The organism is Pseudodesulfovibrio nedwellii (genome assembly GCF_027923765.1).
Taxonomy (GTDB): Bacteria; Desulfobacterota; Desulfovibrionia; order Desulfovibrionales; family Desulfovibrionaceae; genus Pseudodesulfovibrio; species Pseudodesulfovibrio nedwellii.
Genome location: NZ_AP026709.1, coordinates 3,378,779 through 3,399,766, shown reverse-complemented (window position 1 = coordinate 3,399,766; position 20,988 = coordinate 3,378,779). Strand labels below are relative to the sequence as shown.

Annotated in this window: 18 protein-coding genes and 1 riboswitch; of the genes, 5 read left to right on the top strand and 13 right to left on the bottom strand. The window is 47.3% G+C overall.

The features are described from left to right. Nucleotides 1-22: 22 nt before the first annotated feature. Entirely contained in the window at nt 23-742 is a 720-nt protein-coding gene (locus tag SYK_RS15850; RefSeq protein ID WP_281761246.1) for a hypothetical protein, read from the bottom strand. 179 nt (nt 743-921) lie between these two features. Here SYK_RS15850 and SYK_RS15845 point away from each other — a divergent pair, with 179 nt between their 5' ends. Both SYK_RS15845 and SYK_RS15840 read left to right on the top strand, forming a co-directional pair. Next, nucleotides 922-1,167 (top strand): CopG family ribbon-helix-helix protein, encoded by a 246-nt coding sequence (locus tag SYK_RS15845; RefSeq protein ID WP_281761245.1) that lies wholly within the window; start codon nt 922-924, stop codon nt 1,165-1,167. Then, nucleotides 1,157-1,432, top strand: coding sequence for a type II toxin-antitoxin system RelE/ParE family toxin (locus SYK_RS15840; protein ID WP_281761244.1), 276 nt, complete (start codon nt 1,157-1,159; stop codon nt 1,430-1,432). Before SYK_RS15845 ends, SYK_RS15840 begins: the two co-directional genes overlap by 11 nt. A 204-nt stretch (nt 1,433-1,636) precedes the next feature. Here the strand turns inward: SYK_RS15840 and SYK_RS15835 are convergent, their stop codons facing one another. The 12 genes from SYK_RS15835 to SYK_RS15780 all read right to left on the bottom strand — a co-directional run bounded on the left by SYK_RS15835 (nt 1,637) and on the right by SYK_RS15780 (nt 15,261). Next, nucleotides 1,637-2,038 carry a hypothetical protein gene (locus SYK_RS15835; protein ID WP_281761243.1) on the bottom strand — a complete coding sequence of 134 codons (402 nt, stop codon included), beginning with the start codon at nt 2,036-2,038 and terminating at the stop codon, nt 1,637-1,639. A gap of 122 nt (nt 2,039-2,160) precedes the next feature. Next, nucleotides 2,161-3,210, bottom strand: coding sequence for a hypothetical protein (locus tag SYK_RS15830; protein ID WP_281761242.1), 1,050 nt, complete (start codon nt 3,208-3,210; stop codon nt 2,161-2,163). Between the two features lie 787 nt (nt 3,211-3,997). Then, nucleotides 3,998-6,814, bottom strand: a complete 2,817-nt coding sequence (locus tag SYK_RS15825) for an FAD-binding and (Fe-S)-binding domain-containing protein (RefSeq protein ID WP_281761241.1) — start codon at nt 6,812-6,814, stop codon at nt 3,998-4,000. 157 nt (nt 6,815-6,971) lie between these two features. Next, nucleotides 6,972-7,508: a 2-oxoacid:ferredoxin oxidoreductase subunit gamma family protein gene (locus tag SYK_RS15820; RefSeq protein WP_281761240.1), complete on the bottom strand. Its 537-nt coding sequence runs from the start codon at nt 7,506-7,508 to the stop codon at nt 6,972-6,974. Nucleotide 7,509: 1 nt separating this feature from the next. Further along, a complete protein-coding gene (locus SYK_RS15815; protein WP_281761239.1) occupies nt 7,510-8,250 on the bottom strand; it encodes a thiamine pyrophosphate-dependent enzyme in 741 nt (246 codons plus the stop codon). Further along, nucleotides 8,250-9,311 carry a 3-methyl-2-oxobutanoate dehydrogenase subunit beta gene (locus SYK_RS15810; protein ID WP_281761238.1) on the bottom strand — a complete coding sequence of 354 codons (1,062 nt, stop codon included), beginning with the start codon at nt 9,309-9,311 and terminating at the stop codon, nt 8,250-8,252. The genes SYK_RS15815 and SYK_RS15810 overlap by 1 nt, the downstream gene beginning before the upstream one ends. Next, nucleotides 9,312-9,536, bottom strand: a complete 225-nt coding sequence (locus SYK_RS15805; RefSeq protein WP_281761237.1) for a 4Fe-4S binding protein — start codon at nt 9,534-9,536, stop codon at nt 9,312-9,314. A 48-nt stretch (nt 9,537-9,584) separates the two neighbouring features. Continuing rightward, nucleotides 9,585-10,859: an MFS transporter gene (locus SYK_RS15800; protein WP_281761236.1), complete on the bottom strand. Its 1,275-nt coding sequence runs from the start codon at nt 10,857-10,859 to the stop codon at nt 9,585-9,587. A gap of 33 nt (nt 10,860-10,892) precedes the next feature. Then, the gene (locus tag SYK_RS15795) at nt 10,893-11,789 is read right to left on the bottom strand and encodes a phosphate acyltransferase (RefSeq protein ID WP_281761235.1); all 897 of its coding nucleotides are present in this window, start codon (nt 11,787-11,789) and stop codon (nt 10,893-10,895) included. A gap of 21 nt (nt 11,790-11,810) precedes the next feature. Beyond that, complete coding sequence (buk, locus tag SYK_RS15790; protein ID WP_281761234.1) at nt 11,811-12,869, bottom strand: butyrate kinase; 1,059 nt, start codon at nt 12,867-12,869, stop codon at nt 11,811-11,813. 24 nt (nt 12,870-12,893) lie between these two features. Next, nucleotides 12,894-13,667: an IclR family transcriptional regulator gene (locus tag SYK_RS15785; protein WP_281761233.1), complete on the bottom strand. Its 774-nt coding sequence runs from the start codon at nt 13,665-13,667 to the stop codon at nt 12,894-12,896. Between the two features lie 28 nt (nt 13,668-13,695). Continuing rightward, a complete protein-coding gene (locus SYK_RS15780) occupies nt 13,696-15,261 on the bottom strand; it encodes a BCCT family transporter (RefSeq protein WP_281761232.1) in 1,566 nt (521 codons plus the stop codon). A 597-nt stretch (nt 15,262-15,858) separates the two neighbouring features. Beyond that, nucleotides 15,859-16,040: riboswitch (cobalamin riboswitch) on the top strand. Between the two features lie 131 nt (nt 16,041-16,171). On the opposite strand from SYK_RS15780, the gene metE reads away from it, so the two are divergent. From metE to SYK_RS15765, 3 genes are all read left to right on the top strand, one after another. Continuing rightward, complete coding sequence (gene metE, locus SYK_RS15775; RefSeq protein WP_281761231.1) at nt 16,172-18,448, top strand: 5-methyltetrahydropteroyltriglutamate--homocysteine S-methyltransferase; 2,277 nt, start codon at nt 16,172-16,174, stop codon at nt 18,446-18,448. 264 nt (nt 18,449-18,712) lie between these two features. Beyond that, a complete protein-coding gene (locus SYK_RS15770) occupies nt 18,713-19,990 on the top strand; it encodes a PAS domain-containing protein (RefSeq protein WP_281761230.1) in 1,278 nt (425 codons plus the stop codon). A 294-nt stretch (nt 19,991-20,284) separates the two neighbouring features. After that, nucleotides 20,285-20,962, top strand: coding sequence for a FadR/GntR family transcriptional regulator (locus SYK_RS15765; protein WP_281761229.1), 678 nt, complete (start codon nt 20,285-20,287; stop codon nt 20,960-20,962). Nucleotides 20,963-20,988: the final 26 nt, after the last annotated feature.

The window sequence follows — 20,988 nt, the reverse complement described above, 5'->3', positions numbered from 1 at the left end:
TAAAACTCCAACGGTTGGAGTTCTACTTATCGGGTTCAAAAACCTTTCCGAGCTCCTCCAACAAAGACCACACAGCCAATTGGCTCCACTCTTCATTCTCCGACAAGGCATCAGGAAAAGAGAATTCTTCAACCTCAGAAACGATATCTTCCAATGAAGATTTGATCCGTTCTGCCAGATCCATATATGGGGTCTTATTGGGTTCAATCGGATTGCTCTCTTCATTCATCCCACTGGCAGCTTCCCTTCTAACCGCATCCCTGGCATCACGAACTTCTTCAAGAGTAACGACTTCCCCTTTCTTCGCTCTCGAAATCATGTCTTTCCTTACTTCATATGGGAAATTCTTGGTTGCCATAGCGTACATGACTTTTGAATCGAATAAGGCCGCATCCTGCGCCGAATCAAACCTTTTGAAAACGTTTATATAGTTACATGCAGTTGAGTAACTAAAAGGCAGACGCTCATTGACGCTTTCTTCAAAACGATAGGACAGAACCGATCTAAACTGATGCAGCTTAAGCCCAATATCATAGACAAGCTCAACCTTTGACTTCCACATAGACATCAATTCATCTTCAATTTGCTGAGTGAGTTGCCTTAGACTGAAAGACCAGACTTGCCCCCCACCTTCATGCTCTTCATCCCATTTTTCGAGTAACTGATAATCCGGGAGCATGGCTTCATAATACTCGTCACTTTCATTGAACTCCAACTTGCCCCACTGAGTGCCTCTGTTCATAACGACTCCTTATTCTGAGGGTGATCTACCAACCATATTTATTACACTCTCAATAGAGGCGTTGCATCTGCTCAAACGGTTTGAACCAGTTCATCCTTTTAAACCGGACAAGAATAGGAGAGAGCTTGCCGCTGAACAAAACCTGTGCTACGTTTGTGGCACACAAAGGAGAGATGAGGATGCAAACAACATCAATCAGCGCACGTTTCGATGCCGAAACCTTGGCTCGCTTGGATGAAATAGCAAAAGGGCTCGGCAAGTCCCGCACTTCCATCATCAAGGAAGCCGTTGACAACTTCTTGGACTATGATTTCTGGTTCAGGGAGCAGGTAACCAAGGGATTGGATGATCTGGAAACCGGAAAGACTGTTACCCATGATCAGGTGAAAAGCACCATCAGGGAGATGGGCTACGATGTTGATTAAATGGGCAGATAGCGCCCATCGAGATATTGCAACCATTCTCCGATACTTCATTGAAAAGCAGGAAAAGGACGTAGGCCAGAACCTCGTCAACAGGCTCTTTACGTCAGTCGAACTGCTTGCCCAATTCCCCAACTCAGGGCGCCCCGGTCAACTGGAAGGAACACGAGAGCTTGTGATCCCTGATCAGTCGTATGTTTTGGTCTACAAGGTAACTGAGCATGTGGAAATCGCCAGAGTGCTCCATACACGCCAGAAGTGGCCGTAAGGCCAGTGCGACTTACTGACTAATAATCAGTAATTCGGGACACCCTAAATAACTCACTCCAGAATGCACACTTTCCTCAAGGTTGATTCAAGCTGTCCACCTTAAAACACCGCTCAGTGGCCCCATTTCTAAAACACATAAATAAAAGCCCTCTACCAAACAGTAGAGGGCTATTTTTCAATTCTCAAACATCTGAAATTACCATTATTCCGCCTTCACCTTGAAGGCTCGATCTATTCTCCCATGACCATCGCTAAGATACTCACAAGTGAAACCATTTTTATCTCTATACGTAAAAAATCCATCCACTTTACCTTTAAACAAAATGGACTCAGCAGTAATAAAAACACTCATGGTCCCATTAGGCCATTTTTTCAGAGGTGTTGCTTTAAGGTGATGATATCGCTCAATCACATTAAAAGTTCTGTCTCCAAAAGTATCTAGAACCAATGGCAATAAATTATGAAAATAATCTAAATTCTGTCCACTCCTAGGTCCGAAAATGTATATATCTTTGAGCGACTCAATTTTATCAACATACCCTCTCTCAACATACTCATTATACATATCTAAATGATACTGTTTCATTTCATCATGTGAATTCATATTGCACCCATCAGATTAATTGTTCTCAAGAAGCGAAACGGCTTATTTCGCTACCAACTGCAGTAAAAACTAAATATTTTAAAGCCCTCACGAACTACAAACATTCTAGCAATTGACTGTCCTTAAGGTGCAACTAGAGCTTCTGTCGTAATCTTCCATTCCAACATTTTTATCGACTGAATTTGCCAATTTAGTTTGTCTAGACTGGTGAGGTCTACTTGAGTTCCGGTATTCTTTTCTGCGTCGTCCTTTATCCAGGTCAACGCTTGAAGAATAGTTATGGCAGAGCGTGATACAAGCCATGCTGGCAAATCCCCGGACAGGCGTTTCTGGGTGACTCTAGCAAGATGATCCAAAGCCATGCACGCCTTTTCCATATACCCATGAGCACAAAACTCACTTAATTTATCATGCGGCGGGCTAACAATAATTCCAGTTTGGATATCGACTGCCATTTTCTGGGCCTTGCTTATCGAGCTCTCCAACTCACTTAGCTGACCTAACCGCTTGGCTCCATCATGTTGATAACAAAACTCGGATGCATCATGTATTTCATAGGCGACTTTTCTTTCGGCGAGGAGAACTAACAGTTCAGCATATTTCACAATATCCTCGGCTCGGTAGGTAAAAAGAACACTATCTGAGACACCTTTAGGAGAGATGACAATAGAGCGAAAGAGTTCTGTGCTTGCATCACTGAGTTCGGAGCACGATTGATGAATAGCAGAATCCATGTTGGGAATGTTCGAAGCCACAAGATCAATTGAATTTTGCACACTCAAACAGCTTTCCTTCAATCTATCTGAAATGAGGTTTTCAGGACACTCTTCTATAGATGAAAGAATTGATCTGAGATCACTTGTTGCGTTCATGCACTCTTCCATCATGCGTTGAGCAAACCAAGGCAGTAAGGGGCGGTTTTGGTTTTCAAAACCCTTTAAATCACGCCAGCCTTCAAAGCCTTCGGCGATGGCGACAATCTCTAGTGCATGTTTGTGTTTGGCTTTAGATGTGATGCAATCAAGATCATTAACAGGGCACCCAAGCATTTCCGCAATACGATCCTGTTGGAACGCATGCGTAGCACTTCGCTCACCAGCCTGTAGGCCTTTAAGCATTTTTTTTGCGCGTCGCTTAAGATTGGAAATACGAGTAGAGTCGGCAGCAGTCATAATAACTCCTAAATCGTTTTTGCTCTGCACCCCCCGCTCTGGCAGACCGATTTAAGTGGTCATGACTATGGAGTGAATTGTCTATATGCAACCGGATGCTGGTAACAGCTTGGACGGGACGGCACTCCGGTGAGCGCCTAGATCAGGAAGCTATATAGTTTTTGCAAAAAATGGAAGTAGAAAAATACAAAGGACAGATAGAACCCAACTACTCAAGCAGCCAAGTGGAACAATTATGAGGCATAAGACGATGACTTACTGACCAAAAATCAGTCAGTCGCTCCACCCAAATAGTGTACGCAGATTGTCCGCATTGTACGCAGGTTTGCGGACAATTTCAGGCAGTTTTAGACGATTTTCGGCAGTATCCAAAAGATACCACAATCCGATCAAACCAAACAAAGAGAACGTTTTCAAGCATATAGACAACAACCATCTACATCCTCACCAACATATTCGTAATCAGTAGGTCGTCGGTTCAACTCCGATTCCTGGCTCCAAAAATACGAAGCCCCGCAGTGATTTATGTCACTGTGGGGTTTTTTCCTGAGAATCGGTAAAAACACATTTCTATTTTTGTAATAGGTGTTTCACCTCCTTTGGTAAAATCTAATTTCTCACCTAAAACCACCTGTTTTCATCATTGTTAAATAAAAATGACCGACAGGGGGCGCCTGCCGGTCTTGGGGGTGAGCTGTTCCAACCAAAGAGGTTGAGGTGTGACTGGAGGCACGGTTAAGGGAATGCCTCAAGACAAGGTGATGGGGGCATCACTCTTTGGGGTCAGCTATTTGTTGGTTGTACACTCATCGATAAGATAGAGTATGTTTCGGTATGTCTTGCCGCCGTGGAGTGTCAGGCCGATCTCACATGTACGGGAGGTACTGTACCCTTCGGAACACCCACGGGTGCTCTCTTCGAGAGTGCGTAATGCAGAGGCGTTGAGTTCAGGATGGGTAAAGCCCTTGTCACCGGAGAATCCACAGCAGTGAATCTCTTCGGGAATGACGACTTCGGTCACACATTTCTCTGCAACCTGACGAAGGGTTTCAACCAATCCCATTTCACGTGTGGAACATGTCGGGTGCAATGCAACACTCCGAGTCTTCTTGGTAAAGCAAAGCTTGTCAGCAAGGAAGTTCAAGACGAATTCGGCCGGTTCATACAAATCAAGCCTCTCGTCGAGTGTTTTCCTCATACGCGCAAGGCAAGGGCTTGTGTCACACAGAACCGGAATACTTCCATTGCCGGTTTCACGAAGCAGAACTCTTCCAAGCTCATCGGATTTATAATCAGCCTGCTCAAACATGCCTTTGGTCTCAAAAGCCTTACCACAGCACAGTCCCTTGGTCTTGTCCGGGATGATTACCGTGAATCCTGCTCTTTCCAGCAAACGCAATGTCACATCGATAAGCGGCTCATTCTTGTGAACACCATCGTCGGCATAGCCCATTGTCCGAACCGCGCAGGATGGGAAGTAAACAACCCTGTTTTCACCGTTTGTTTTCCTGGAAGTCGGCATTGTGGAACCGCCGGTTAATTTGATCTCACGCAGATCAGGGACAGTCATGCCCGTGATACCCTTGATAAGGGGAGCCGTCTTGGTCGCCAAAGTATGCCCCATGAGCTTATGTGCAGCGGATGCCACATGCAGCATGGAAGAAGCAGTGCTTTCGACAAGCTTGAAATGCTTCGCAACCTTGTCGGCACGGGAAATCTCGGTTTCCGTCAGTGCTTCGTTACGCAATTTTTTCATGTATCCGGCGATGTCGAGGCCAAGAGGGCAACGCATGGAACACAGTCCGTCAGTGGCACACAGGTCGCGGCCCTTCTTGTCAAACAGTTTTTGCCATGCTTCGGCCTTGGTCAGATCGCCTGAAGCCCGCAGACATGCGATGGCGCGCAGGATATAAATACGCTGACGGGAAGAGAGGCCAACTTCCTTGGAAGGACAAACGTATTCACAAAAGCCACAGTCCACACAGGTGTCAACAATCTTATCCACCGGCCCGGCGTATTTCAAATTGGTCAGATGGCAGCGCGGATCATCATTGAGAATAACCTTGGGGTTGAGCAGGTTCTCTGGATCAATGACGTGCTTGAGGTCTTGCATTACTTTATACAAATCATCACCCCACTCCAGACGAACGAACGGTGCTACGGCTCGACCGGTACCGTGCTCAGCCTTGAGGGCGCCACCCAATGACAGAACAACATCTCCAACCTCGGCGATGAGTTCACCCATTCTGGCCAAATCTTCTTCCACGTTGAGTCTGAGCGGAATCGAAAAGTGAATGTTGCCGTGTAAAGCATGACCATGCACACCGGATTCGGTGAACCCATGCTTGGCAAGGATTTCCACGAAAGAACTACAGGCCTGGGGCAGATTCTCAATGGGGACGCAGTAGTCCTCGGAATATGCATATTCATCAGGAGCACGGGTACCAGCAAGAATCGGGAACAAGGCACGACGAATATTCCACAAAGATTCGCAGACTTCGTGATCCATCACGAACTCGGGCTGGACGGCAACGTCCACTCCACTCAGCGCTTCAAGTACAAGACCGACGTTAGTATTCAGCGTTGCAGCATCCTCACCGCGTGTTTCCAGAAGCAATGCGCACCCGTCATCACCCAACCCCTGAAGGGAATTCGGGAATTCCGGCAACTGCATCAATGCGCTCAACGAAACACAGTTGAGAAATTCAACGGCATACATATCACACGTCTTTTCAAGACGCAGGACGCCTTGAATAGCTTCGTCAAGAGACGTGAAACCGACCAGAGCAGTCGCACGCAAGGGCTTGAGCACACCAGTACGGATCGTGATGGAATGAATAAAGGCAAGGGTACCCTCGGAACCAATGATAAGATGCTGAAGCAACTCGACAGGGTCCTCGTAATCAGTAAACGCATTCAGGCTGTAACCTGCCGTGTTCCTGATAGAAAATTTGCGTCTGACTTTTTCATCCATGACTTCGTCATTGAGAATCCGTTCACGAATATCGAGAAGGTCCTGAAGCATTTTAGCGTGACTCTTCCTGAAAGCGGCCACACTAGCTTCGTCTTCCGTGTTCACAGTGGTTCCATCCACCAAAGTAAAGTGTAGACCTGTCATCATATGATACAAATTCTTGTCGATGGTACAGCTCAAACCAGCCGCATTGGTGGCAGCCATGCCACCGATGAATGCACTGTTGACCGAGGAAGGGTCAGACGTCATGAGGCGTTTGTACGGAACAAGGGCCGCATTGATATCACCACCAACAACGCAACATCCTGCGCGCACCCGCTCTCCGTCATCAAGAATTTCCAAACGCTTCCAGTGCGGACCGACAAGTCGCACAGTGACTTCTTCGGCAATAGTCTGCCCGCTCACACCAGTGCCTGCTCCACGAAAAGTCAAACTGACCTTGTGGGCATGGGAATAACGAAGTAACGCTTCCAGTTCTTGCGGGGTCGTGACATCAACAACCGCTTTGGCAATGGGCTCAAAAGGGCTACCATCAACGGAATAAGCCTTTACCAACAACTCTTCCGTATGGACTCTTTCTTCCGGGAACGTATTCTTGACATCAGCAATAAATACATCAATAGGACACATAGGAACTCCTTATGAAATGCATCGGGCGGGAGCTCCGACACTTTTCTGTACATATGAAAAAGGGTGTCTGCATCAAATTTCATTGTATGGTTTAGGCGACAACCGCCTATAAGGGCCCCCAGACAGAGTGCGATCCGTCTGGAGGCCCGCTCGCAAACTAAACGGCGTTATACCCACATTCAAAAGCCTTCATGTTGCCGGCTTCGAATTTTTCTTTTCCTTTCTTTCTGAACATATCGTTCATGCCCTGGATTCCGTCTTCCATGGAGAAATCGCCTGCCAGCTTGATTATGGCTGCGGCTGCGATAACGTTCGCGCCACGGGGCTGCTTGATCTCCTTGGCCAAAGTGCTGCACGCCAATTTGTAAACATTCACGTCGTCACGGACGTTCACGTCACAATCAACCATGTCACTGTTGACCACGATAATTCCACCGGGTTTGACCATGGGATAGAACATCTGAAAAGATGGACCGTTCATAGCCAGCAACACATCAGGTTCTTCCTGAGCCGGATTATAGATGGTGTCCTCACCGTACTTGACGGTGCAGTTTGCAGTTCCGCCGCGCATGGCAGAGCCGTAAGAAGGAATCCATGTTGCATTCTGGCCCTTAAAAACAGCGACCTGCGACATGATCAGACCGGAAGTCAGCACTCCCTGCCCACCAAAACCTGCGTATATTATCTCACGCATTCTAGTTCTCCTTCCTTTCCTTGAAGACACCCAGCGGATAGTAAGGGATAAGTTCCTCGTCGATCCGTTTCATGGAATTCAAGGGAGTCAGCTTCCAGTTGGTCGGGCACGGTGACAGCACTTCAATGACCGAGTAGCCTTCACCATTCAACTGTGCCTCAAGACCATTCTTGATGTACTTTTTTAGTTTGTTGACATGCTTGGGAGAGGTCACGGCGCCACGAGCGGCAAAAGCCACATCGAACTGGCTGGCGACCAACTCAGGGAATTTGAGAGGATTACCAGTGATTTCGCAATCACGACCCAAAGGCGAAGTGGTGGTCACCTGCCCGGGCATGGTTGTCCAACTCATCTGTCCACCGGTCATACCGTAGTTGGTATTATTGATGGCAATCATGGTGAAGTTCTCGTTGCGGTAAGCCGCATTGATGGTCTCGGCAATTCCGATGCTGTAGGCATCGCCATCACCTTGATATGCGACAATGGTATTCTCAGGCTGAACCCGTTTCATACCAGTGGCAACTGCGGAGGCACGACCATGAGGACAATGCAACCTATCGGTTACCAATCCACCACCCAGCAGGCTGGAACAGCCAACGCCAAGGGCGAAGATAAGGTTCTGGTCCTGCCCTAACTCTTCAAGGCATTCAGTTATGAGCCTGATCACAATGCCATGCCCACAACCGGGACAAAACGACATCGGGTTATCAATGATGGCAGGCACTTTTCTTGCTTTAGCCATTAGTAAGCCTCCTTGATCTCGCCACTCATAATCTTGTGCAACCCTTCCTTGGTGAATTTAATGGTGGGGATGCCATACACACAGGGAAGGCAATATGTAGACACGTTGCGATCCTTGATTGTTTTCTTGATAGTCAGAGCGACATCGTCAACGAGTTGACCGGTGGCGTTGGCTTCAACCGAGATGAGACCCTTCACATCCTTGTTGATGTTTTCAAAGGCTTTCTCCGGGAATGGCCATGTCGTGATGGGACGAATGAATCCGACCTTATGACCTTCGGCTCTCAATTCCTTGACCGCGCCTTGTACGGAACGTCCGGGCAATCCGAAAGCAACGAATACGTAATCCGCATCTTCCAACCCTTCTTCTTCCCAACGCTGTTCTTCGGCCTTGATGGTCTCATGCTTCTTGTTCAGTTCGACAGCTTCATCCATGGAGTTGCGATCAAAGATGCCGATTTTCTTATAGGTATACTTGCCGTCAAATCCCCAAGGGTGCTTTTCTGGCTCAATGAAATCAGGCATTTCGCACGGTTCCATCATCTGGCCAAGTGCGCCCTCGGTCATCATAACAGTGACGATTCTGTACTTTTCAGCCAGTTCATAGGCAGTGGCCATAAGGTCGACTGCTTCCTGAATGCTTCCGGGACACAGAACGATGCAACGGTAGTCGCCGTTACCGCCACCACGTGTCTCGCGATGGTAGTCGCACTGTGCGGAATAAAGAGTGCCAAGTCCATTGCCGTACCGAACCACGTTGATGACAACGCAGGCCAATTCTTCATCAGAGATGCAGGAAATGCCTTCCTGCTTGAGGCTGATGCCGGGACCGGATGAAGCCGTGAGAGCGCGTACGCCACATGCGGCAGCACCCATGACCATATTGATACCTGCAAGTTCACTTTCAGCCTGGACAAAACTTGCCCCGACTTCGGGCAGACGCTTGGACAGATATTCCATAATCTCCGTAGAAGGAGTGATGGGGTACCCTGCGTACAATTTGACGCCAGCCCTCACCGCTGCTTCAGCGATTGCTATATTTCCTTTTATCATGTCGCCCATTTAGTTCTCTCCTCCTGACTCGCCTTTCTGCGAGATCTCATACACCCCGTCAGGACACATTGTGTAGCAAATGCCACACTTGATGCATTTGGCATCATCAACTTCTACAGGCCTGTAACCGGCACTGTTTAATTTGTCGGAAAAAGAGATTGCTTCATTTGGACAGTGAGCAATGCACAGTCCGCATTCCTTGCATCTTTCTTCCTTGACTGTGATAACATCCATAATCGTTTCAAACCTCTATGTTATATTATTCAGACAGCAGACTTTTTATTACGCTGCCTTTTCAACCATCTTTGAAAGACTCTTCTTGTACTTGAAGGTCAGCAATGCACTGATGACACCAACAACGGTCATCACGATGTCGTATGTGAAGATCATGGTGTATGCTTCGTTGCCATAAGTATCGATCCAGTTACCAAAGAGGATGAACTGGAAGAGGTCGGGAGAATAGCCAATGGCACAGACGATACCGCCGGTGATAGCCGCATACTTCAAGGGAATCTGAACCTCGGAAGGAACAGCGAACATGGCACCACGAGCGGTGAATACGAATGCGCTCAGCAGCAGCATCAGAGTGATGGCAATACCAATGGCGGTGTGCTCAGGCAGGAACATGATGGTCAGGATCACGCCGATACATGCAAGCCAGGAGAAAAGAAGAACCTTGGTCACAGAATTCATCTTGTCGCCAAGATATCCACCGACCGGGCACAAGAAAAACCTGAGGCCGTATGTTCTGATAATGGCCAGTCCGCCGGAAAAGACCACGGAAACACCGAGAACGTTGGTGAAGTACGGAGTGAAGTAGGACAGCGAGCAGTACAGAGTATAAGTGGAAAAGACGGCAATACCAGCAAACCATGTGCCGGGGCACTTCAAAACAATGAAGAAATCCTTGAGAGTGATCTTGTCAGAACTTTTGCCGGAAGCAGCTTCAGCTTTCGTTTCCTTTTTAGGATCTTCAATAAGGTAATACAGAATGGCGGTAGTAATGACACCACACACGGAGAAAAAGATCAAAACGGCCTTGAAACCGAAGATTTCGTTGGCGTACTTGGCGAAAATAGCCAGAGCAATAGCGTTGACAATGGTGCTGCCGATACCAGCGAAGGATTCAGCGAAACCAAAGACCTTACCCTGTTTGGATTCATCAACCAAGGAGCGAACGATCTTGATATGTGCCGGGAAGAGCAGGAACAGTCCGGTTACCGCCAGGCCCGCAAAGATAAAGATCGAAAAGCCGTAGTTGAGATTGAATGCCCACAAAAGAGACAACATGGATGTTCCAAACAAACCGGCGAGATAAACCAATTTATGGTTGTACTTGTCTGAAATGATACCGCCAATGGGTGCACCGGCGATATTACCGATGCCGAAGATGGCCACAAGAGTACCGAGTTGAGCATTGGTCGCATCCAGAGCGTGCATGGTAGTATCATAAAATACGTACTGGACAAACGGAACTGCGTAAGTGATGGCATACCCCATGCCAATGAAAAAGAGGATGACAAATGTTTTTACATTAAATCCTTTACTTTCCTGCATCAATTTCTCCTCAAGTTAAAGAATGAACTACAGCTAGGACTGAGCCAGGAGGCAGGCGAGAGCAATGGAATTGATCTTCACCTCTGCGGTATCGGAACGAGATCCGAGCACCACAGGATGAGTCGTTCCAAGCACAACCCCTGCCCATTTCGCATTGCTGAGAGTCAACCAGGATTTGCCAAGCGCATTCCCGGTCTCAATGTTAGGTGCGAGAATCAAATCGACCTCGCCGCTGACTTTGCTGTCGATACCTTTGTGCTCTGCCGCGTGCCGATCAAAAGCCACATCAAAAGCGATCGGGCCTTCAATGACACAACTCGGAATTTCCCCCTTTTCTGCCAGTTTCACGAGCATATCGGCATCAACTGAAGCCTGGATTTTCGGATGAACGGTTTCACTTGCTGTCAGTGCAGCCACGTTGGGACAATCCATGCCAAGGCGCTTCATGGCCCCAAGGGCATTGACGAGAATTGCCTGCTTCTGCTCCACATCAGGAGCAGTATTTATCCCGCTGTCACTGCAATAAATCAGCTTATGATATTCCTTGAGATCGTAAACAGCCAAGGCACTGATAAGGCTCCCGTTCCGCAGACCGGTCTCCCTGTTCAGGATAGCGCGCATGTAGGTCGCGGTGTTGATAATACCCTTCATGAGTACGTCAGCCCGACCGGACTTGACGATTTCCACAGCAACAGCCGCGCACTCGTCAACGTCATCACATGCGACCAATTCGAAATCGGTCAACCCGACTTCAGCGGCCAGATCACGAACTGTTTTTTCATTGCCGACCAAAACCGGACGCATGAATCCCATATCCACAGCCAACTTGACGGCATGCAACAGCTCTCCGTCCTGGGCAGCGGCAACACACACCTTGTATTGTCTGCCGGATTTGGCTTTTTCGATTAATTCATTGAAATCTTTCAACACAACAGATTCTCCAATTACATGCTAATATGTTTGAATTTCTTCAGTTCCACTCATCACGCGAAGCGCACCGAGAGTCAGTGCAGTCATTTCCTTTTCACCGGCAATGACCTCGAACTGGCCCAGATAGCCGACCCGCTCCTTGAGTTTCTCAACAATCAAGGCCGAATGGGCGATGCCGCCGGTGATAATAATTCGATCAACGTCACCGCTCAGTGACGCACCATATGCAGCGATTTCCTTGGCAGTCTGATAAATGAAAGAATCCAGTATGTTCACGACCTTTTCTTCCTTGGCCAAGTATCTGTTTTCAATATCCATCATGTCCTTGGTACCGAGGTAATCAAACATGCCCGCCTTGGTGCTGATCTTGCTCACCATCTCTTTCTGGGTATATTTTCCGCTGTAGCAAAGTTCGACCAGCGGAAAGCTCGGCAGACCGCCGCATCGTTCAGGAGAAAACGGACCGTCGCAACGACCTCCGCTCCCATCAATCATGCTTCCCTTGAGATGTGCAGCGATGGAAATTCCTGACCCCAAATGCGCAACGATAAAATTGAAATCCTGATATTTCCCGTTGAGACGCTCGGCAGTTTCTCGACACACAGCCTTCTGATTGAGCGCGTGCATCCAACTGGAACGTTGGAGATCGGAAATCCCGGAAATCTTCGCGATGTCGAGAAATTCATCCACGGACACGGGGTCGACGACAAAAGCGGGAACATCAATGGAATCGGCGATATCCTTGGCAATGACAGGACCGAGATTCGAGGGATGTTCACCGTTTATGGCGTTACGCAGATCGTCGATCATGGCGTCATTGACTTCATACGTGCCGCCTTCGAGTGGTTTGAGCAGTCCGCCGCGTCCTACAACGCAATCAAAATCTTCGACCTGATAGTCATTTGCCCGAAGTCTCTCGACGATGACGTCCTTGCGGTAGCGAAACTGATCAAACACGGAGTCAAAGTCGTGCAACTCCGACTCCTGATGCATGACGTTCTCGCTGAAAAGCTCTTCTTCATTATTGAAGACAGCGATTTTGGTGGACGTTCCACCGGGGTTGATAGCAAGTATCTTCACAATTAATTCTCTTCGATGTTTCAGTTATTTGATGCGACTTGACGTCTGAACCAATTCCGTTATTTCACTCGCAACCTGCTTCAATCTGGTTACGACATTTTCAATATTGATATGTTGGATGCGCTGGGATGGACCGGACACACTCATGGCTGCAATGGCTTCCCCTTTCTTATTAAAAACTGGGACACCAACACATATGAGGCCGATTTCCTGTTCTTCATTATCCAAAGAATACCCATCACGTTTGACCTTCGCCAATTCAGCGACCAATTCTTCATAGCTGCTGATGGTATTCGGAGAATATTTTTGAAATTCATATTTTTTCAGGGTCTCGTTGGAGATATCCGACGAAAAGGCGAGCAGACTCTTGCCAACCGATGAACAATAACAATCGTTTTTCGATCCAACTTGCGGACTGACGGACAGAACGTTATCAACGGCATCTTCCTTTACAACGACAACACTTTGGTACGGTCCAGAGGTCGTTCTATCCAGCATCGATACGTTGACTGTCTCCTTGAACTCCAAATTGAGTTCTTTGACGAACGGAACAAACACATCATAGAGCGTGATCTTGTTGGCCATTGAAAACAGACTGACACCAAGTGTATACTTCCCGGTTTCCGGGTCCTGCTGCACAAAATGCCTGTCTTCCAGTGTTGCCAGTGTGCGGAATACAGTACTTTTGTAGATACCCATATCCTTGCTGATGGTTGAAATCCCCACCGGATCTTTATGACTATTTATGTACAACAAGACATCCAACGCTCTTGCGACCGAACTGATGATATTAGACATTTTCTCTCTCCCCTTCGTAACCATTGAATTACTGCAGAATGTCGAGTTTCTTCTGCATCTGAATCAGCTTTATCAAGGAAAACGCTGACCCTATTATCACCAATGTGATCGGTGCTCCACCCAGATATGTCAAAGTTTTCATCCCATCGAGACCTGAAAAGACCAACATGATAAATGCAAGAGTCCCAATCATCACTCCCCAAGCAATCTTGAGAAATGGCGGTGCTTCCTGATTGGATTCAGAAAGATTCTTCGTTGTGAGGGATGCCATAGCGTTAGTGGTTGAATCCGCAGCAGTGATAAAGGAAATGAACACTGCAAAAAGGAAAACAGGAATGATGAAGTGCGCCAAAGGCAAATTTTCAAGCAAAACATACACAGCTTCATCGATGCCGGTAGCAATGTTTGCCTGCAAATCCACTCCACCAACAATCTGTTGCCAAATTGCTGTACTGCTGAAAACCGAAGCATGAAGGAACACATAAACCATAGGAAAGAGGACATTGACTGAAATGAATTCCCTGACTGTGTACCCCTTGGAAATTCGACCAAGGAACAAGGCAGAAATCGGTGCCCAAATCATGTAGTTCGCAAACGAAAACACCGTCCACTTCTGCGGCCAGGAATCGACACGGAACGAATCCGTAAACAAACACCGCTCAAAAAAGTGCCCCACAAAGGAACCGAATGATTCAACACTGAAATCGAGTATAAAGACGGTCGGCCCTACAATAAAGACAACAGCCATCAAGCTAAATAACAACTTGGCATTGAGTTCTGAAAGGATACGCATCCCTTTCAGAACACCACTGATGGAGGAAATAATGCAAATAACCATAACAATAATAATGAGTATGCCCCACGTCTGTGGTGCACTCTCAATGAATGGGAAAATTCTTGAAAGTCCTCCGGACAACATGAGCACGCCAGTCCCAAGGGAAGTGCCCATACCCAAGGCCAAAGCATAAAGAGAGACAATGTCCACGACCTTGCCCATATTCCCGTTTGCCCTTTCTCCAAGGATCGGGAACAGGATAGACCCTAAACTGAAAGGACGCTTCAGGTTGTAGTAGCAAATGGCAAACACGAGTGCGGGCAATGCGTTGATGGAATAGGGAACCAATCCCCAATTCATATACATGGAAGCAAGTGAGAACCGGGCAGAACCATAGGTGTTTGCGGCAAATCCGAGAGCCTGCGGAGGTGCGAGCATATCCTGAAGAGGTTCAACGATGGGCCAGAACAAGATATTAATAGCAATAGTAGTACATAACGTAATGGAAAACCATTGCCACTTATTCAATACAGGTTTGGCTTTTTTACCACCAATGACAATGTTACCGAACTGGGAAAAGAATGCAACGCTGATAACTATTAAACAAAACAGTCCTGTAATTGAAAAAAGCCAACTGAAATTTTTGAGGATAAACTGCTGACCAGTCGTAACGACAAGACCAAATGTCTCTGGCAGAATCAAACCAATGATCACAGAAAATGCAATAAGTGAAAATGGCACCCAGAAAACTAAACTGTTCAATTCTTTATGTGTATCAGTATCGCTAGAATATTTTGCTGATAGGCTCTTGGTATTCAAAATTATCTCCTTGAGTAATTTTGTTTCATTAATTTTAAATAATAAATCATTTTTTTATATCAGCTCTTCAAATTATCCCCGTTTTGAAATTACTACAGAGATTATTCATCCCTACTGTGCCGTTCTGCATCAGTTGTTCCACTCAGTGGAACGGCGTTCTATCTTTCGACGCCTCTGCAATGCACCATGCATGAAACTTAGTCAACCAGATTTATGAAATTTGTTGAGTCAAAAGCGATATGATCCAAAAAAACTCTGAGAGGTCTGCCGTCACATAAAATATAATTCCAAGCTGTTAGCTCTGGATTTATCAAATTCGAGAAATTGAAACGACAAAATAAAAAGTTCTTTCACCGCAAAATATGCGGTTTGAATCAAATGATGAATTCAAGAAAATCATAAACAAACAACGCCAACAAAACATTCAAGAGACACACAGGTGACAAAACAAAATCGAACGACACACCAGCCCAGAGCACACACAATAAAAAACTGACGAATAAACAGCTTGTTATATACGAAAAACAGACCGTTCAACTCCGCCAAGACCTCACCTCTGTCAACTTTTCAGACTCACAGAACAAAGCCGACTTGCCTTTTATGGGATTCTCAAATATCAATAAATCTAGATATAAGGATTTGGCGAGAAACGGAAAGCGGTGAAAAACCGCTGCGGACGCGCCGCTGTAACCGGCAGTACCCGTTGAAAACCACCGCTATCGGGAAGGGATTCAACACTATGGGGCCGGAAGCCAGAAGACGTCTTGCCAAAGAGCGAACGACCTCGCGATCAGGTTGGTGTTGCAGATATTCATAACGACACGGGATCATATCATCCGGTGTGTCATTCTCTGTTGCCAACAAACCGAGGCTCGCGCTCTTCGTCTTTCACCCGAAACATGGAGTAGACATGAACGCGCACGTATTGGGTTTTCCTAGAATGGGGAAAAACCGCGAATTGAAATGGGCACTTGAAAAATTTTGGCGAGGGGAAACAACAGAAACAGCACTCGTTTCCACTGCCGGAGAACTCAAGCAACGCCACTGGAATCTTCAGGCCACGGCAGGAATGGACCTGCTGCCAGTCGGCGACTTCTCTTTATACGACCACATCCTAGACACTATCGCCATGCTTGGAGCAGTCCCCCAACGATTCCAGCATGACGGGAATACTGTCGACTGCAAGACATACTTCCATATGGCCAGAGGCAACTCTGAGAAAAGCATTCCGGCCATGGAAATGACCAAATGGTTTGATTCCAACTATCATTACATTGTCCCGGAACTCAGCCCCAATACGCCCTTCAAAAAGGACAACTCCCGACTGCTGGCAGATATAAAAGCTGTCAAAAGACTCGGATACTCGCCAAAACCAGTCCTTGTCGGCCCGCTCACCTTCCTCCTGCTTGCAAAAGAGACTGATGGCTGCAACCGATGGGACCACCTTGAACACATGACTGATGTTTATTGCGAAATCATCACAGAAATCGCCGCACATTGTTCATGGATTCAAATTGATGAACCGATTTTGTGCACCGACCTCCCAGCCGAAGCCAAAACTGCATTCCAGTCCGTATATTCCAAACTGCGTACAGTCACCAACAGCACGCGCCTGCTGCTCACGACCTACTTTGGCGACCTCGGTGACAACCTGGATCTGGCTTTGTCTCTGCCTGTTGATGGTATCCACATTGATTTGATTCGGGGACCAAACCAGTTGGATGAAGTTCTGTCCAAGCTGCCAGCACATTTTACTCTCTCACTGGGGCTCGTGGATGGAAGGAACATATGGAAAACAGATCTTGAAGCTGCAGCACGACAAGTGAACATCGTTCGCCAAAAAGTCAAAGCCACTCACATCATGGTCGGATCCAGTTGCTCACTCCTCCATTCTCCCGTGGACATCTCCGCAGAAAAAAAACTGGACCCTACACTCAAACAGTGGATGGCTTTTGCCATTCAGAAATGCGAGGAAGTTGCCGCCCTGAAACACGCTGCAACAACCACCGAAACACCATCGTTATTCAACGAAAACAAGACAGCTTTGCTTACCCGAGCAGCTCACCCCGATGTCATTGATCACCAAACCCGCGAAAGAGTGCAGGCAATCACGCCTGAAATGTTCAACCGCAATTCCCCTTTCACAGAACGTATTGTCATTCAACGGGATCGACTCAAACTCCCACTCTTCCCGACCACGACAATCGGCTCATATCCTCAGACAGCCGAGATACGAAAAGCCCGCCTAGAGTACAAAAAAGGCACCCTTTCCGAAAGCCAGTATATTAAAACAATGCAAGGACATATACGAGAGGTTGTCAATCATCAGGAAGAATTGGAGCTTGATGTCCTGGTGCATGGCGAACCGGAAAGAAACGATATGGTTGAATACTTCGGCCAGCAACTCAAAGGATTCTGCTTCACCTCCAACGGCTGGGTCCAAAGTTACGGCAGTCGATGCGTCAAGCCTCCAATTATATACGGTGACATATCCCGTCCCGAAAAAATGACCGTGGACTGGGCTGTCTATGCCCAAAGCCTGACAAAGAAACCCATGAAAGGGATGTTGACTGGCCCAGTGACAATTCTATGCTGGAGTTTCGTCCGTAACGACATCACCCGAAGCGAAGTCTGCCGCCAGATTGCACTGACAATTCGTGATGAAGCTGTGGACCTTGAGACAGCTGGAATCGACGTCATTCAAATCGATGAAGCGGCTCTTCGTGAGGGCATGCCCATACGAAAAGACCAGCAGGACGAATACCTGCAATGGGCCGTGGATTGTTTCAAATTGGCGTCCAGCGGCGTCAAGGACAGTACGCAGTTACACTCTCATATGTGCTACAGTGAATTCAACGTCATCATGAAATCCATTGCGGAAATGGATGCTGACGTCATTAGCATTGAAGCAAGCCGTAGCGGCATGGAATTGCTCGACGCTTTCAACGCATACCAATATCCCGCTGAAATCGGTCCGGGTGTCTACGACATCCATAGCCCCAGAGTTCCCGGCGCAAACGAAATATACTGGCTTCTGCAAAAAGCCCTGAAAGTCATTCCCGCAGAACGTCTGTGGGTCAATCCCGATTGCGGCCTGAAGACCAGGGCATGGCCTGAAACTCTCGCCTCCCTGCGAAACATGGTCACAGCCACCCTACGATTGAGAAACGAACATACACAGCAATAAAACATGGAAAATCCGCGCCTGAAAGTCCTTCTCGGGCGCGGATTCTCATTTCCTATCCTTCTCCTCGCCCCCTCTCTCTCCAATTCTCACTCCTCGCAACATCAACATTGATATCAATTTATGATATGCCCAGAAAAACCATTTTTTCTGATAGATAACAATAACTGGTCAGGCCACTATGAATCAATTTGCCAAGGAGTATGAGTGGCGTTTATAAGTACGGCGGTCTCATATTAAAAACAATTTAGATGACAAAGGAATAGAATGTCGAAGCAAATGGACGGCGAGTCCGATTCCTGTACTGAGATGGGAAAAAGACTTGAGAGCTATCTTGAAGTAATTCCAGCCATTGTCTGGAGAATTGATATTGTTGGCAAAGAGATATCATTTCTCAATTCCCACACTCTCCAGCCGCATGGCGAAAAAGTTCGAGCCATCATGCAAAACCCGCAATCGGCTGAACGGCTGGTCCTCTCTGAAGACCGAGAACGGTTTCAGCACAGCCTCAAGCAGCTTCTCCATCGACAAAAAGCGACATGCGTATTCCGTATACAAGTGGATGAGGGAGTAAATAGGTGGTTCAAACTTGCGGGAATGCCTGACCCTGAACACCCAACAAGCTCCGTAGGCGTGCTCATGGATATCACCTCTCATGTCAGTACCATTCTGGCGACAGAAGGCCGCCCTGGACTTTCCGTCAGGATCGACCTCGTTGATGACCCCGTACTTCTTGTCCGGTTTACTGACCGTTCCATCAGCATGGTCAACACGGCAGCGGATCAATTGCTGGGGTACAGCAAAAAACAACTGACCAACCTTCATTTGCAGGAGCTGTTGCAGGACACTCCCGGCACAGACCTCTTTCAAATCTATGAAAGTCTCATCTTTTCAGACTATTGGAATGGTGAACTCTATGTGACCGACAGCATAGGCAGAAGCCATCAGTGTTCGGCACGGATTCAAGTCATCGCCCGCGACGAAGAGAATCTCCTCTGGATCACTCTGTCGCACCTCAATGAATGCAAGGCATGCAAAGGGGTTCCAGTCAGAGGAAACGAAGTCCTTCCATCCAAAACTGTCAGTGCTGCCATGCGAAAATGTTCTACGGTCAAAGCCCTCTTGGAAAGCATGCTTAAAGCACTGCCGAAGAACTCCCCCACGGAAGCCATCATGCTTTCCAAAATCTTCATCGACAAAGGAATTGTTTCCGTCACAGGAGTCGGAGAGCCATTCGGAGGAGAACTGGAAGACCTGGTGCATCCATATGAAGGCTCCATTGCCAAAAACATAGTGCGTTTCGAACTCGACAACCATGTTGTTATGGAGACATCAAAGAGCATCAAACCCATTGATTGGGCTCTTTTCATCCCGCACGGCATTCATTCCTATTATGCACAGCCCTTTTTCGAAGATGGAATTCTGACCAGTGTTCTCATTTTTTGTTCAACGCAGAAAGGAAGTTACGACCCAGACGCAGACGCTCCTCTATCCGCTTTACACCAGGAGTTCTTCACACATCTGGAGCGTTGCCTACAAAAATAAAGGAAGAGATCTGGTCCAACCAAACAGAACTATCAAAAGTGCAGCACACCAAAACATGAATTGGTGAGCTGCACTTTTTTATGCATGGAGCCCAACAAAGGCATATTTTATGCCAAATTATTTCATGCGCTTAGAAAGCAGACAATTCAAAACATCATCCCGACCGCCCCCATCTGGTCCAACCAGTTTTAGGTCCAATTTTGTTAAAATCCTTGCACCAACGGTTTATCGCTCATAAAACCAATCTCATTGGAAGGAGAAACTCAATAAACCTCAAAACTGGTTGGACCAGATATGGCTTCTGCACAACGTCCCATACTTTGTCAAAAGGTAACCGCAATGCTTCAGGGAGGCTCCTTTTCCATAGGAGACAGACTTCCTGGGGAGCGTCGACTGGCTGAAATGTTTCATACAAGCCGCAACACTATCAGAGAGGTGCTCTGCAACCTTGAGACCATGGGATACCTTGAGATCAAGGAAAAGAGCGGCTGTTATCTAAAAAGTAAACAGGGACGCATTTCTTGGGAGATGCTGCGAAAACGCAAAAGTCAGACCGCCAATCATCAGTTGATTGAGACTCTCATGTTTGTCGCCCCAAAACTGGCAAAAGCCGAGGCTCTTCGCCTCTCTCCCGCGAACATCGCCTCGCTGGAAAAAGCCACGGCACGACTTGGTGAGGCCATCGTCAACTTCGACCTTTCCATGGTCAGTCGACAATACATCGCTTTTTTTCTGGCCTTGGCCGAGGCCTCCCAAAACGATTATCTCATTCTGTTGATGAATGAACTTTCAGTGGCTTCGCAAAACCTTGAGCACGTCGGCACAGGGCTTTCCGAGGTACAGATAGACTCGCTTTTCGCCTATCACGTGGAGCTGTTTAACGCATTGAAAAATGGGCAACCGGAACAGGCGGAAAGCCTCGCTGAACAATGCATGCAGACCTTTCACCAACTGGTCCTGCCAGAAAATTAAAATCACCCATTTCGCAGCCAGAACAC

Bases quoted from the DNA above. Each gene is read 5' to 3' on its own strand.
- SYK_RS15850 (WP_281761246.1), bottom strand. From the start codon at position 742: ATGAACAGAGGCACTCAGTGGGGCAAGTTGGAGTTCAATGAAAGTGAC.
- SYK_RS15845 (WP_281761245.1), top strand. From the start codon at position 922: ATGCAAACAACATCAATCAGCGCACGTTTCGATGCCGAAACCTTGGCT.
- SYK_RS15840 (WP_281761244.1), top strand. From the start codon at position 1,157: ATGTTGATTAAATGGGCAGATAGCGCCCATCGAGATATTGCAACCATT.
- SYK_RS15835 (WP_281761243.1), bottom strand. From the start codon at position 2,038: ATGAATTCACATGATGAAATGAAACAGTATCATTTAGATATGTATAAT.
- SYK_RS15830 (WP_281761242.1), bottom strand. From the start codon at position 3,210: ATGACTGCTGCCGACTCTACTCGTATTTCCAATCTTAAGCGACGCGCA.
- SYK_RS15825 (WP_281761241.1), bottom strand. From the start codon at position 6,814: ATGTGTCCTATTGATGTATTTATTGCTGATGTCAAGAATACGTTCCCG.
- SYK_RS15820 (WP_281761240.1), bottom strand. From the start codon at position 7,508: ATGCGTGAGATAATATACGCAGGTTTTGGTGGGCAGGGAGTGCTGACT.
- SYK_RS15815 (WP_281761239.1), bottom strand. From the start codon at position 8,250: ATGGCTAAAGCAAGAAAAGTGCCTGCCATCATTGATAACCCGATGTCG.
- SYK_RS15810 (WP_281761238.1), bottom strand. From the start codon at position 9,311: ATGGGCGACATGATAAAAGGAAATATAGCAATCGCTGAAGCAGCGGTG.
- SYK_RS15805 (WP_281761237.1), bottom strand. From the start codon at position 9,536: ATGGATGTTATCACAGTCAAGGAAGAAAGATGCAAGGAATGCGGACTG.
- SYK_RS15800 (WP_281761236.1), bottom strand. From the start codon at position 10,859: ATGCAGGAAAGTAAAGGATTTAATGTAAAAACATTTGTCATCCTCTTT.
- SYK_RS15785 (WP_281761233.1), bottom strand. From the start codon at position 13,667: ATGTCTAATATCATCAGTTCGGTCGCAAGAGCGTTGGATGTCTTGTTG.
- metE (WP_281761231.1), top strand. From the start codon at position 16,172: ATGAACGCGCACGTATTGGGTTTTCCTAGAATGGGGAAAAACCGCGAA.
- SYK_RS15770 (WP_281761230.1), top strand. From the start codon at position 18,713: ATGTCGAAGCAAATGGACGGCGAGTCCGATTCCTGTACTGAGATGGGA.
- SYK_RS15765 (WP_281761229.1), top strand. From the start codon at position 20,285: ATGGCTTCTGCACAACGTCCCATACTTTGTCAAAAGGTAACCGCAATG.